The sequence below is a fragment of the Sphingomonas sp. Marseille-Q8236 genome, from assembly GCF_965112005.1.
Genome location: NZ_CBCOPO010000001.1, coordinates 1,294,869 through 1,308,480, shown reverse-complemented (window position 1 = coordinate 1,308,480; position 13,612 = coordinate 1,294,869). Strand labels below are relative to the sequence as shown.

Sequence of the window (13,612 nt, the reverse complement as noted above, 5' to 3'; positions counted from 1 at the left end):
GGCACCGCGCCGTAATCCGCCGCTTGATCTAGGGTCAGGACTCGTTGATCACAGCCAGAAGATGACGGTGGCAGCGAGGGTGACGGCGGCAAAGAAGGCAGTGGGGCAGCGATCGTAGCGGGTAGCGACCCGACGCCAGTCTTTGAGGCGGCCGAACATGATCTCGATGCGGCTGCGGCGCCGGTAGCGGCGCTTGTCGTATTTGACCGGCTCGTTGCGTGATCGCCGGCCCGGGATGCAGGGCTGGATGCCTTTGGCCTGGAGGGCGTCCCTGAACCAGTCGGCGTCGTAGCCGCGGTCGCCGAGCAGCCACTGCGCCTTCGGCATGTCATCCAGCAGCGCTGCCGCGCCGGTGTAGTCGCTGACCTGGCCCGCGGTCATGAAAAAGCTTAAGGGGCGCCCGTTTGCATCGGCGACGGCATGTAGCTTGGTATTCATACCGCCTTTGGTGCGGCCGATCAGGCGGCCAAGATCCCCTTTTTTACCCGCAGGCTTGATGCCGTGCGGTGCGCCTTCAGATAGGTTGCGTCGATCATGACCGTCTGCGGCTCGGCGCCAGCTGCAGCCAGACCTTCCATCATTCGCGTGAACACGCCGGCCTCGCCCCAACGCTTCCACCGATTGTACAGCGTCTTGTGGGGGCCATACTCGCTAGGCGCATCTCGCCAGCGAAGCCCGTTGCGATTGACGAATACGATGCCGCTCAGCACCCGCCGGTCGTCCACCCTCGGCTTGCCATGGCTCTTGGGAAAGAAGGGCCGCAGCCGCTCCATCTGCTCGTCCGTCAGCCAAAACAGGTCACTCATCTCGGTCTCCTTGCGGAGCCTGAATCAGATCGCGACGCTCACATCAATGGGTCCTGACCCTAAAATTCCCCAAGCCCATTCAGGGGTATAGGGGCGGAAGGTAAATTCCGGCTTAAATGTAACCGTTTTGGTGGCGAAAATGGACAGACGGCCCATTCGACAGGGCACCACCCGGACATATTCTTGATATTTGAAAGGCTTACGCCGATTCTAGACAGGGTCGCCGCAACTCGGCTCCGGCGATTTCGCCGCAGAACCATGGCAATAGGATACAACCGGTCGATAAATCATCGCAGATTGTGCAAAGGATTTAATGCCGCTCGGAGGTTTCGAGCGCCGATCCGACTCGCCGTCATTTGGAAATAGCGAGTCGGGCCGGGGCATCACCAGCCGATTCAATCAGTTGGCGAACAGGCTCGCCGTCTCGTCGGCGGTGAGGTCGATCCCGAACATCAGGCTCATCCGCATCCGATAGACGCGCGGATCGCTCAGCGTCGCGCTCGTCTCGTCCTGGCCGACGCGGCGGCGATAATGGCGGTCGGTCAGCGAGGCGAAGCCGTGCGGCAGGATGATGCTGACGATATTGGCCTGCCGAAACCGGCTGTCCTCGGCAGTCGAGGTCCAGTGATTGCCCATCGATAGGTCGGCATCCCAGACATGATCGGTGGTGAAGCTATATTGCGGCTCCCACCCCTCACCCGTCGAACGGCCATCGGTGTGCCCCGGATGGCCGGCGCGCAGCAGCATCCAGCCATGCTGGGGATCGCCGACCAAGCGAAAGCGCGCGCCGTCCGGGGCGGTGGCCTCGGCCCCTTCGATCAGGGGCATGGGCGGCGAATAGCTGCCCCCGAAACCCGCATCGGCGATCCAGTCCTGTCCGTCGATATGCACCAGGCTGAATGTATGGGTGGTCGGCGGCACGTCGCTCGCGCGCAGCCAGACGCGCGCGAGCAGCGGTCGCGCGGCAAAGCCATGCGCGGCCAGCGCGTCGAGGAACAATCGGTTCTGCTCGAAGCAATATCCGCCACGCTTGGCCGTCACCAGCTTGGCGAAGACGCTGTCGCTGTCGATCGCGATCGCGCGGCCCAGACGCACATCGAGATTCTCGAACGGAATGGCCAGACGGTGCGCCCATTGCAACCGGGCCAGCCCCTCGGCATCGGCGGTGACACGCGACGGAAGGGCGATACGGGCGAGATAGGAATCGAGATCGAACATGATCCGCCAGATAGGATGCCGGATGCCGATTGTCGAAGGGGGAGGCTCCGTACCCCTTATCGTGTAGCCTTCGAACGGGTATAGCGCCGCGCGACCATGCACTTTCCCGACCACGACCCGACCCTGGCCTTCTCTCCTCCCGCGATCCGCGCCGCCGCCGATGCGATCGCGGCAGGGGGCATCGTCGCGGTTCCGACCGAGACGGTCTATGGCCTGGCCGCCGACGCCACCGATGCGGCGGCGGTCGCGCGCATCTATGCGGCGAAGGGGCGGCCCTCGTTCAATCCCCTGATCGTCCATGTGCCCGATCTGGCGGCGGCGCGGGCGCTGGCCGAATTCGATGCCGATGCGCTGGCGCTGGCCGAGGCATTCTGGCCCGGTCCGCTGACGCTGGTGCGCCCGCTGCGAAAAGACGCGGGCATCGCCTCGCTGGTGACGGCGGGGCTGGATACGGTGGCGATCCGCGTGCCGCGCCACCGCGCGATGCAGGCCCTGCTGGCGGCCAGCGGCCGACCGCTTGCCGCGCCCTCCGCCAATGCCAGCGGCGGGATCAGCCCGACCCGTGCCGCACATATCCGCGCCAGCCTGGGCCCCGCCGTTCCGATCCTCGACGATGGCGCGACCGAAGCCGGGCTGGAATCGACCATCGTGGCGGGTCGTACCATCCTGCGCCCCGGCCCCGTCACGGCGGCGATGCTGACCCAGGTGCTGGGCGATGTCGAGCAGGGCCCGGAGGCTCCCGCCATCCTAACCGCGCCGGGACAACTCGCCAGCCATTATGCTCCCCGCAAACCCCTAAGGCTGAATGCGACGCAGGCGGCGGCGGACGAATGGCTGATCGGATTTGGCGCGGTGGAGGGTCAGGATAGCCTGTCCGCCAGCGGCGATCCGGTGGAGGCGGCAGCGCGGCTGTTCGACGCGCTCCACCGCGCCGATGCCAGCGACCGGCCCAGGCTCGCCATCGCGCCGATCCCAATCGAGGGGATCGGGCACGCGATCAACGATCGTCTGCGGCGCGCGGCGACGCGGTAGGGGCTTTGGCTCGGCTATTCCCTTGGCCTTCGACTTCGCTCAGACCGAACGGAGGCCGGCTCTAGGCCAAAGCTCCGTTCGGCCTAAGCGAAGTCGAAGCGCACGCTCCGACCTTGACCCAGGCGCGATCAGGCGGTCACCGCCTTGGACCGCGCGGCGAAGCTCTTGCGCAGCTTTTGCAGCTTGGGCGGGATCACCGCCATGCAATAGGGGTTCGACCGCCCCGAGGTTTCCCAATAATCCTGATGGTAATCCTCCGCGGGATACCACTCAGCCATCGGCTCCAGGGTGGTGACGATCGGCTTGTCCGAGCCCGCCTGAGCCCGCTCCAGAGCGGCCTTCATCGCCGTCTCCTGTGCCTCGTCCGCCGGGAACATGGCCGAGCGATATTGCGTGCCGACATCGTTGCCCTGGCGATTGAGCTGCGTCGGATCATGCGTCGCGAAGAAGATGTCCAGCAGATCGCCGAGGTCGAGCCGTTCTGGATCGTAACCGATACGGATCGCCTCGGCATGGCCGGTATCGCCGCCGCATACCTGCTTATAGGTCGGGTTGGGGACCGTACCGCCGATATAGCCGCTTTCGACCGATTCGACGCCGATCACATCCTTGAACACCGCCTCGGTGCACCAGAAGCAACCGCCCGCCAGTGTCACATATTCCGTCACACGAAATCTCCTCGTCGTCTTGTATGCTTAGATAGGAAGGCGCTAGGCCACGGCAATCCAAGGGTTGAGGACAAAGTGATGGCGGCGATCGACGGCAAGGTGATGGTGACGGGCGGGGCGGGCTATATCGGCAGCCATGCCGTGCTCGCGTTGCTCGACGCAGGATATGACGTCGTCGTGCTCGACAATCTGGTCACCGGGTTCGACTGGGCGGTCGATCCGCGCGCGTCGCTGGTCGTGGCGAACGTCGCCGATGACGACAAGGTGCGCGCCGCCATCCGCGACCACCGCGTCCGCGCGATCATGCATTTCGCCGGATCGGTGGTGGTGCCCGAGTCGGTCAGCGATCCGCTCAAATATTATCGCAACAACACCGCCGCCAGCCGATCGCTGGTCGAGAGCGCGGTGGCGGAGGGGGTGCCCCATTTCATCTTCTCCTCGACCGCCGCAACCTATGGCACGCCCGAAAAGGTGCCGGTGGCGGAGGGCGATCCCAAGGCGCCGATCAACCCCTATGGCATGTCCAAGCTGATGACCGAGATCATGCTGAAGGACGTGGCCGCCGCGCATCCGATCAACTATTGCGCGCTGCGTTACTTCAACGTCGCGGGGGCGGACCCGCAGGGCCGCTCGGGCCAGTCGACGGTGGGGGCGACGCACCTCATCAAGATCGCGGTCGAAGCGGCGATCGGCAAGCGCGAGGCGGTGGGCGTCTATGGCACCGACTTTCCGACGCGCGACGGAACCGGCGTGCGCGATTACATCCATGTCTCCGATCTGGCCGCCGCGCATGTCGCCGCGCTGGAACTGCTGATCGCGCAGCCGGGCGAAAGCCACACGCTCAATTGCGGCTATGGCCGGGGCTTCTCGGTCCTCGAAGTGCTCGACGCCGTCGATCGCGTCACCAACCACAGCATCGAGCGCCGCCTGGAAGGTCGCCGTGCGGGCGATCCGGCGGAGCTGATCGCGGACAATAGCGCGATCCTGTCCACCCTGCCCTGGCGTCCCGAGCGCGACGATCTGGACGGCATCGTCCGCGATGCACTGGCCTGGGAGCGCAAGCTGGCCGAGATGGGGCGCTAACGCCCATGCGGCTGCGCTCGCTGCTGTTCGTGCCCGGCGATCGGCCGGACAGGATGGCGAAGGCGATGGGGCTGGGCGCGGATGCGCTGATCCTCGACCTGGAGGATGCGGTCGCACCCGACGCCAAGCCCCGAGCGCGTGAGGCAATCGCGGCATTCCTGGCGCAACCCCGCGAGGAGGGCGTCCGGCTATTCGTGCGGATCAACCCGATCGACGGGCCGCTGGCGGCGGACGATCTGGCGGCGATCCTGCCCGCCCGCCCCGACGGCCTCGTCCTGCCCAAGGCCGAAGGACTCATCAGCCTTCAAGCGCTGGCGGCGCGGGGGGTGGAGCATATCCCCATCCTGCCGATCGCGACCGAAACCCCGACCGCCCTGTTCCGGCTTAACGAATATGCCGGATCGAGCCTGCCGCTGGCGGGGCTGACCTGGGGCGCGGAGGATCTTCCCGCCGCGATCGGTGCCTCGACCGCGCGCGAGGCCGATGGCGGCTATACCGCACCCTACCAATTGGCGCGCTCGCTGACCCTGTTCGGGGCGCATGCCGCCGGGGTCGCCGCGATCGAGACGGTCTATCCCGATTTTCGCGATTCGGAAGGGCTGGCCGCCTATGCCGCGCGGGGACGGCGGGACGGCTTTACCGGCATGATGGCGATCCACCCCGCCCAGGTTCCGGTCATCAACGCCGCCTTCACCCCCTCGCCCGAGGAACTCGCGCGCGCCCAGGCAATCGTCGACCTGTTCGCGGCCAACTCCGGCGCAGGGGCGCTGCAGCTCGACGGGCGGATGGTCGATGCGCCGCATCTGAAGGCCGCACAGGCGCTGTTGGCGCGCGCGCAAAGCTGAGTCGCTACTCGCGCATTTGGGGCCATGAGGCGCGGATCGCCGCCGTCGCCCACCACCAGCCCAGCGCCCAGAGCGTTCCGAAACACCAGCCCGCCGCCACGTCGGACGGCCAATGGACACCCAGATAGACGCGGCTGACCCCGATCGCTCCGACCAGCAGCACCGCCATCGCCACGATCGCATGCCGCACCCGGCGATGCCGCGTCACCTGCGTCGCCAGCGCGGCCAGCGTCAGATAGACCATCGCACTGCCCGCCGCATGACCGCTGGGAAAGCTGGCATTGGACACATCGACCCAGTGCGGCACCAGATCGGGTCGGGCGCGCGCCACGCTCTGTTTGACCAGCGTGACGATCATACCCCCGGTGATTCCCGATGCCACCGTCACGCCCGCCATCAGCCACCATCCTCGCGCCGCCAGCAGGATGGCGGCCACGGCGACCATCAGCACCAGGACGGGCACGCTGCCCAGGGCGGTGATGTCCACCGCCGCCCGCATCAGCGCATGCGACTGCCCATGCGCCCGAAGCCCCATGAGAATCGCCCGGTCCCAATCGAACGGCCAATGATCGATCAGAAGCCCCGCGAGCAGCAGAATCGCCAGGGCCGCAGCCCCCGCCGCCGCGCCGCGTAAAGCCATGGGCATGGCGGAAAGGCGATCGGGGGGCCGATGGGTCAAAAAAATGTCATCCGTCTTGCGTGCGCCTTATCGACGATCCCGCACGGATCATCGTCGTCCCAAGCTTCTGGCAAAGCACAAGGATTTGGGCAACCGGTAGCCGCAAACCATGGCCGAACAGGCCCATTCGCACGGCAAATATCGCTCTGGCGAACATTATCGATCACCGTTATTCGAAAAACGGGTTTGCGTCTCGACGCATTTTATCGCAGATTTGCCCCATACCGGCACACAGACCGGTTGGAGAGGACTGCACGACCATGGACCAACACGTCATTTCGCCGCTTGATCGTATGCTCATCCTGACCTTCGGGGCGATGGCGAGCTGGGTCGCCGTGGGCGGTGTGGCTGTGGGCGCTTCCAAGCTGCTCCAGCATCTTCTCTGACATGCAAGCGGTGGCCTGTGGTGACGCAGGCCGATCGCCCAGGCGGGCCGACGGATCGGGCCGCCCGTAAGATCGTCGTTCGAAGATTAGGTTTGGTCCGACGGACGGCTCTCCGCCCCATGCCGCTTGCGACTAAGTTGTCGCGCCAGCCCGATCGCTCTCCATCCCAGCAGGTCTTCGACCCCGGCATAGCCCAGTCCCATATGCGGGGGCCGCGATGCCAGGACATCGCCCAGCGTCACGCAGCCGGATCGAAGCGCTGCCCGCGCCAGTTGCCGCCATCGACGCGCGGTTTCCCAGCGGATCAGCCTCAGGCTTTCGGTGTCGGGTTCCACCTTCGCTAGATACCCACCCTGCAAGGTCGCGATCGCCTGTCCCAGACGCCGAAGCGTGGCACCGTCGGGAACCGGCACGCCTCCCATATTATGCCGGACCAGAAGGCCCGCGATCTCGCCCGCGCCCTCGCCCAATAGCGGTGCATGCGCCTCCGTCAGCACGCGCGTCGCGCTGGCTCGCATCCGGTCGATGAATCGTTTGGACGCGCCGCCAGCATGTTGGCGATAGATCAGCAGCGGCTCGTCCAGCCGGGCAATCCGGCCAAAGGCGATGATGCGGTGATAAAGGTCGAAATCCTCCGCATAGAGAATTTCGGGCCGCGTGAACGGTTCGAGCCGTCTCGCCACATCGGCGCGCACCATCACGGTCGACCATGCCAGCGGATTCTCGATCCAGCTCAGCCAGTGGATCAGATGGGGCGTGCTGTGCGGCGCATAGTCCATGCGCAGCACCTTCCCCTCGACCAGTTGCTCGGTCTGCGTGCCCGCCAGGACGATCGCAGGATTCGCCTCCAGATAGGCGACCTGTCGGGCCAACCGTTCGGGCTGACACAGATCATCCTGGTCGAGCCCCGCCAGATAGCGCCCGCGCGCCGCCGCAACGCCGCGATTGCGCGTCGTCACCGGGCCGCCATTGACGGCATTCTCGATCAGGCGGACGCGCGGATCGGGCCAGCTTCGCACCAGTTCGCGGGTATGATCGGACGAACAATCGTCGACGACCAGCGCCTCCCAATCGGTCAGCGTCTGCGCCCCCAGGCTGGCCAATGTCTCGCCGATCAGCGTGGCGCCGTTATAAGCCGGAATGACGATGCTGACGACGGGATCGCTCATGCGGCGGCATGGTCCCGTTCGGGCAGAGCCCCTTCCAGCACCTGATCGACGATCATCTGGCCGACATGATTCTGCCAGAGCCACAAGCCATTGGCCTGTCCGCGAAAGCTCTTTTCCCCGCCCAACGGCCCCCAGGGCACGAAACCGGCGGACAGGCCGATGCCATAGGCGCCCGGCACCGGGCGATCCTGGGCATCGAGGATGCGGCAATGGCGGTCGACCATGGGCCGCCCCGCCATATGCGCCAGCGCGATCGGCGCTCCCTCCGCATCGAACAACGGCAAGGAGCGGGGGCGATAGCCGAGCGCGCCCACCACCAGATCGGCCGTGCCGATGATCGCCCGCGCCTGCGGATCGTCATCGCCCGCGATCCGATAAATCGTCAGGCGCGGATCGGGCGTACGCCCCCCCAGCGACAGCATCCGCATCACCAGTTCGCGCGACTCGAGTCGCAGCCCCGCCAGCCGCAGGACGAACCCGCTGACCGGGCAGACATCATCGGCCGTGAAGTCGGTGAACCCCTCTTGCTCCGCAGCGGCGATGGTCGGGAAGAACGGCTTTGGTGGGGTGCGGACCATCAGCGTCAGGGCCCCCGCCCCGAGCGGCAGGTCATGGCATTTGAGCAATCGCACCGCCGCTGCCAAGGCGCTGGTCGACGCACCGACAATGACGATACGCGGCGCCCGCACGGTGGCCAGCCGCTCGACGACCAAGCGCGCGCCCCCATGGCGGAGCAGGACATCGGACCGGATCAACCGATCCCCCGCCATGGCGCCCAGCGGTGCGCCCGCCACCGGTTCGGCCGCGATCTGCTCATCGCTCTGATAGCCGCCCGTTGCGACGACGATGCTGCGCGAGGTCAGGACGCGCTGCCCCTCGGCACCGGTCAGCGTCGTGTGCCAATAACCATCCGCGCTGCGCCGGGCCTGCACCGCTTCGGCCCCGGTCAGGACATGGCCGCCATGATCGGTAACGATGGTGCGCAGCCGCTGGGCGGTCGCCGCGAGCAACGGGGCGGTATCATGCAATGGCGCGCCCAGCGCCCCGCAATGCCGCGCCATCTGCCTCCCCGCGGGATGCGACTCCAACGCGGCGAGTTCGGGATGCGGATTGTCCTTCACCGCCGACAAAAACGTCTCGGCCGTGGTATCGGAGCGGATGGCATAGTCACCCAGCGCCCCCGGGCCGATCGAGGCCGATCGCTCCACCAGGGTCAAGCCTCCCTGCGCCAGAGGGACTAACGACCCGTTCTTGCTGGCGGCGGTCAGCACGGCGGTGCCGGCGGGCCCTCCCCCGATCACGACGCAGTTCGCCGGGCCGGCGGCTGGCGGCTTTCCCGGCACCGGATGCACCGGCACGGACACTCGTTCGATGGCCCGCCTCAACCGCGCGGCGACGATCGCGGCATCGCCCGGCTTCATCGCGTCGGTGATCGGCAGGCTGAGCATGCGCGCCGAAACGCGATCGGCAATCGGAGTCGGCTCGACCAGGGCGGTTTCGCGGAACAGCGGCTGCTCGCCCAGATGCGGGCTGAAATACTGGCCGGCCCCCACGCCGTCATCGGCCAGCGCCGCGATGATCTCGCCGCGGCGGGACGCCAATGGAGTCGGGAGCAGGAGCGGCATGAACTGGGTGGCCTGCCGCATCGTCGCTTCCCGCTGAAACGACCATTCGGGCAGGGCGTCGCGATATTCGCGGTCGAGTGCGGCCCGCGCATCGCAGATCGTGTCGATCTCCGCCAATTTGCATCGCGCCATCAGCGCCAGCACCTCGGGCATCTTGGCATTGATGCCGGGGAGTGTCGCGCTCCGCCCGCTCTCGAAGCCGAAATTCACCATCGCACGCAACTGATCGATGCGGTCACGGTCGCCGCTATAGATCAGCCCGCCCTCCCCCACCGAGAAGGTCTTGGTCGCGTGCATCGAATAGACCAGAACGAACGGCGCCCCCGTGCCGAACCCGTGCCCCGATCTGTCCAGCGTCCCCAGTGAAGCGGCCGCATCCACGACGATCCCCACCCCGTAACGCTCGGCCAGCCAGGCATAGCGTTCCAGATCGATGGCCGTGCCGAAGGTCGCATAGGGCACGATCACCCTGATCCGATCGCCATGCCGCGCGAGCATCCGCTCTTCCTGGTCCGGGTCGGCGGTCCAACTCTCCGGATCGACATCGACGATCAGCGGGGTCAGCCCGGCCCAGAGCGCCGCCTGCCCCGTCGCCGCAAAGGTCATGGCGGGCATCATCGCCAGATCGCCCAGCCGGGGGTTCAGTCCCGCCGCCTGCCGAATCGCGATCATCAGGCCCAGCGTGGCATTGCCGACCGCCAGCGCCGCCCCGCTGCCCCCGAAGAGTCGCGCGACCATCTCGTCCTCCAGCGCGCGCACCTCGGGCCCGCCATTGCTGAACTGGCCGGATTGCTCGATCCGCCTCAGCCCTTCGATCTGTTCGGAAAGCCTGGGCGGTCGGGGCGCGATGAGCGGAAAATCCATGGCGCGCTTTCCTTGGGACACATCCGTGGCTGTCCCATATTCCTCCCTAACAAGGGGTTAGCGCAAGGGGTGCGGCGTGGATGGACCGGGAAAACAGGCACTGCTCATGATCGCCAACAGGCGCGCGCCCTGAAACAACCCCATGGTGGGGCCGCCGCCTGCCATGATGAGGCGAAAAAAGACGGGTTCTCGTTCACCTTCTTCCCCTGGTGTCAGGCCCCTTTGATAGGAACGTCGTGACCTGATTCAGGCTGCATCAGAAGACCGGAACAAGCTCGCCTTGTCCCCCGGATCCAAGGATCGGTGTGGGCATGGTCGCTATTCCGTTCCACCCGGCAAGACAGGCTGGGAAATCCGCATTTGGGGGCGGACCCTTCGTCCTACGGCACCGCGATCGCCAAAAAACTCCCCCTGCAAAGCATTTCATTAATCCATATCAGATAAGGGCTTCGTCTTTGTACGGGCGTTGAGCCCGCCCGCGATCAGGCACGAAGCGTCAGGAGAATAATGTGAGAAACCTGCGGATCAGTTCGAAGCTGATAGCATGCTTTGCGATCTTGCTGATGGCCCTGCTGATTGTCGGCGGGCTTTCCATTCGCAATCAGAATGCACTGAGCGCGAACACCTCAGACATCGCTTCGCGCTTGGCCCGCTTGCAGAAGCTGACCCACAGCATCGATACCCAGACCTCGAACGCCCGCGCCGAGGAGATGACCCATATCGTCAGCACGTCGCCAGAGACCATGGCGGCGCACTACAGGGCGCTGGAGGCGGCCTTGGCCTCGATCAACCAGTCGCTTTCCAAAGTCAAAGCGATGGAGCAGGATCCCGTCGCCAAGGCCGCGATGGACGAATTCGAGCCGATCTGGCAGCGCTTTACCGACCATTTGCCGCAGACCATCGCCCTGTCGAACCGCAACGAGACCGATGCGGCGCAGGCGAGCGCCTTGCAGGAGGTCAAGGACTATGACGCCCAGAATGCGGCGCTGGGCCGGGCGGAGGAGGCCTATACGGCCGCCATGGACAAAGCCCGCGCGGAGGCCAAGGAAACGGCCGCTACGGGACGCCTGATCACCATAGGGATGATCCTGGCGGCGATCGCGCTGACCATCGCGCTTTTGACGCTGCTGATCCGCCAGATTGCCAAGCCCCTGAACATCATGACCGGCGCGATGGGCGAACTGGCCGCCGGCAATATGGATGTTCGCGTGCCCGAAGCCGATCGCCGCGACGAAGTCGGAGATCTGGCCAACGCCATGACCCAGTTCCGCGATCAGCTCGCCGCGGCCGAACGGGCGAAGGCGGAACAGACCACCATGATCGTCGACAGCGTCGGACAAGCTCTCTCAAATCTCGCGACGGGCGATCTGCTGACCCGCATCGACACCGAGCTTACCGGCCCGTTTGCCAAGCTCAAAACCGATTTCAACAAGGCGGCCGAAGCATTGCAGGATGCGCTGTCGCAGGTATCGACGGCGGTCGCCGGCATCAACGGCGGCGCGGGCGAAATCCGCACCGCCTCCGACGATCTTTCGATGCGCACCGAGCAGCAGGCGGCCAGCCTTGAGGAAACCGCCTCCGCGATGGAGGAGATCACCTCCACCATGCGCTCCGCCGCACAACGGACCGCGAGCGCCAACGAGGCAGCGCGAGACGCGCGCGCTTTGGCCGAACAGTCGGGCGACATCGTCCAGAAGGCCGTCGTAGCAATGGACGGTATCGAGCGCCGGTCGAACGAAATATCCGACATCATCGCCGTCATCGACGGCATCGCGTTCCAGACCAACCTGCTCGCTCTGAACGCCGGGGTAGAGGCCGCCCGCGCCGGCGATGCTGGCAAGGGCTTTGCCGTCGTCGCCTCCGAAGTCCGTGCGCTGGCGTTGCGTTCGGCGGATGCCGCCAAGGACGTCAAGAACCTGGTCACCGCGTCGTCCGAACAAGTGGCCGAAGGTGTGCGCCTCGTCGGTGAAACGGGACAGGCCCTGAACGGCATTATCGGGCGAATCGTCGAAGTCAGCGGACTGGTCGACGAGATTTCCAATGCGGCCCAGCAACAGGCTACCGGGCTGCAGGAAGTCAACACGGCCGTAGGCGAAATGGACGTGGTCACCCAACAAAATGCCGCGATGGTCGAGGAAGCGACGGCTGCGGCTCGCGGGCTCGCCACCGAAGCCGATAGCCTTGCGCGTCAGCTTTCGCGTTTCCAGATCGGGCAACCAGCCAGTGCGATGTCGACGAACGTCCACAAGCTCGAAACCCGCCCTGCCAAAGCCGCTCCGCGCCCGCGCGCCAAGCCGATTCCCATGACGCAGGGCAACGCCGTACCCGCCGAAGACGATTGGTCGTCATTCTAACCTGAGGGAAATGGCCTGTTCGGGGTGTCGGCAAATGCTTTGTCGACACCCCGAACAGGGCCAGCCTGCAATCGGCCTCCCGTTCGACCTGTCACCCATTCGGCGCGACCATATGCCAGTCGCTCCGTTGGAGCAGCGACACCGCAGCCTCCGACTCGCCAAGCAGGCAGGGCCATCGCTGCATCGAATCAACCGCACGGTCGAAAGCAGACCCCCACCGCCCAGCTGACTGCCGTCCTCGACCCTGCGTTCACCGCGAGCGTGATCTCGCAACGGCTGCCGCCCCGATCGAATAGGAAGTAATCGGGGCCGTCTTGCCCATGCCCGGCTGTCTACCGAACACCACGACCATGTTCGTAAGGCGCAGCACCTCAATGATTCAGGAGCGAACACCGACGATCGGCTTGCCGAGCGGTCGATGACGCCCTGCGCATAGGTCCCGACCGGCGCCCGGCGGGTCGTCGTGTCATCCACCATCGATCCGCCCGCCTCGTCGGCATTGACGACCAGTTCCTCGTGCGGGACACAGAGGTCGCGGGCGGACACCACAACGTCCTGCAACCCTGTCACGCTTGATATTGCGGACGAAACTACCCGGCGATCACTCGTCGCTCCCCGCCATCGAAATCGGCGGCGTGGTCGACGAACGGCGTATCGCTCGTGCCATGATCCCCGCGGCGGATGACTTGGCCGATTATCGCCCCGACGACAGCCGAACTGGCGAACCACGCCACACCAAGTGCGATAAAAACCCCCATCAACCCCTCCGCTTATTGTTGGGATATAATTATCGCGACACTCAATATCGCGCAAATAAAATTGATGCCGCTGGTGGAGGTGTTTTTTCGTTCACGGACCGATGTTCGCTCGATCACCGGCCCCG

11 protein-coding genes are annotated in these 13,612 nt (G+C 65.7%); 5 read left to right on the top strand and 6 right to left on the bottom strand.

Annotated elements, in window-relative coordinates; all coding sequences use genetic code 11:
- Nucleotides 1-48 precede the first annotated feature (48 nt).
- Nucleotides 49-806 (bottom strand): IS5 family transposase gene (locus ACWPWT_RS06305; protein ID WP_454278138.1). Its coding sequence is split into 2 segments (ribosomal slippage): nucleotides 49-473 and nucleotides 473-806, totalling 759 coding nucleotides; the frame shifts between segments, so codons are not numbered across the junction.
- A 399-nt stretch (nucleotides 807-1,205) separates the two neighbouring features.
- Nucleotides 1,206-2,024: an arylamine N-acetyltransferase family protein gene (locus ACWPWT_RS06300; RefSeq protein ID WP_454278989.1), complete on the bottom strand. Its 819-nt coding sequence runs from the start codon at nucleotides 2,022-2,024 to the stop codon at nucleotides 1,206-1,208.
- A gap of 96 nt (nucleotides 2,025-2,120) precedes the next feature.
- Here ACWPWT_RS06300 and ACWPWT_RS06295 point away from each other — a divergent pair, with 96 nt between their 5' ends.
- Nucleotides 2,121-3,056 (top strand): L-threonylcarbamoyladenylate synthase, encoded by a 936-nt coding sequence (locus ACWPWT_RS06295; protein ID WP_454278987.1) that lies wholly within the window; start codon nucleotides 2,121-2,123, stop codon nucleotides 3,054-3,056.
- A 128-nt stretch (nucleotides 3,057-3,184) separates the two neighbouring features.
- On the opposite strand, the gene msrA is transcribed toward ACWPWT_RS06295, so the two are convergent.
- A complete protein-coding gene (gene msrA / locus ACWPWT_RS06290; RefSeq protein ID WP_261268680.1) occupies nucleotides 3,185-3,724 on the bottom strand; it encodes a peptide-methionine (S)-S-oxide reductase MsrA in 540 nt (179 codons plus the stop codon).
- Nucleotides 3,725-3,802: 78 nt separating this feature from the next.
- On the opposite strand from msrA, the gene galE reads away from it, so the two are divergent.
- Together galE and ACWPWT_RS06280 are read left to right on the top strand one after the other, a co-directional pair.
- Nucleotides 3,803-4,807: a UDP-glucose 4-epimerase GalE gene (galE, locus tag ACWPWT_RS06285; protein WP_454278986.1), complete on the top strand. Its 1,005-nt coding sequence runs from the start codon at nucleotides 3,803-3,805 to the stop codon at nucleotides 4,805-4,807.
- Between the two features lie 5 nt (nucleotides 4,808-4,812).
- Complete coding sequence (locus ACWPWT_RS06280; RefSeq protein ID WP_454278984.1) at nucleotides 4,813-5,652, top strand: HpcH/HpaI aldolase/citrate lyase family protein; 840 nt, start codon at nucleotides 4,813-4,815, stop codon at nucleotides 5,650-5,652.
- Between the two features lie 4 nt (nucleotides 5,653-5,656).
- On the opposite strand, the gene ACWPWT_RS06275 is transcribed toward ACWPWT_RS06280, so the two are convergent.
- Nucleotides 5,657-6,331: a phosphatase PAP2 family protein gene (locus ACWPWT_RS06275; protein ID WP_454278983.1), complete on the bottom strand. Its 675-nt coding sequence runs from the start codon at nucleotides 6,329-6,331 to the stop codon at nucleotides 5,657-5,659.
- Nucleotides 6,332-6,591: 260 nt separating this feature from the next.
- On the opposite strand from ACWPWT_RS06275, the gene ACWPWT_RS06270 reads away from it, so the two are divergent.
- A complete protein-coding gene (locus ACWPWT_RS06270) occupies nucleotides 6,592-6,717 on the top strand; it encodes a hypothetical protein (protein ID WP_261268676.1) in 126 nt (41 codons plus the stop codon).
- Nucleotides 6,718-6,803: 86 nt separating this feature from the next.
- Here the strand turns inward: ACWPWT_RS06270 and ACWPWT_RS06265 are convergent, their stop codons facing one another.
- Nucleotides 6,804-7,886 carry a glycosyltransferase family 2 protein gene (locus ACWPWT_RS06265; protein ID WP_454278982.1) on the bottom strand — a complete coding sequence of 361 codons (1,083 nt, stop codon included), beginning with the start codon at nucleotides 7,884-7,886 and terminating at the stop codon, nucleotides 6,804-6,806.
- Nucleotides 7,883-10,375 (bottom strand): DegT/DnrJ/EryC1/StrS family aminotransferase, encoded by a 2,493-nt coding sequence (locus ACWPWT_RS06260; protein WP_454278981.1) that lies wholly within the window; start codon nucleotides 10,373-10,375, stop codon nucleotides 7,883-7,885. The genes ACWPWT_RS06265 and ACWPWT_RS06260 overlap by 4 nt, the downstream gene beginning before the upstream one ends.
- A 509-nt stretch (nucleotides 10,376-10,884) precedes the next feature.
- On the opposite strand from ACWPWT_RS06260, the gene ACWPWT_RS06255 reads away from it, so the two are divergent.
- Nucleotides 10,885-12,729, top strand: a complete 1,845-nt coding sequence (locus ACWPWT_RS06255; RefSeq protein WP_454278980.1) for a HAMP domain-containing methyl-accepting chemotaxis protein — start codon at nucleotides 10,885-10,887, stop codon at nucleotides 12,727-12,729.
- Nucleotides 12,730-13,612: the final 883 nt, after the last annotated feature.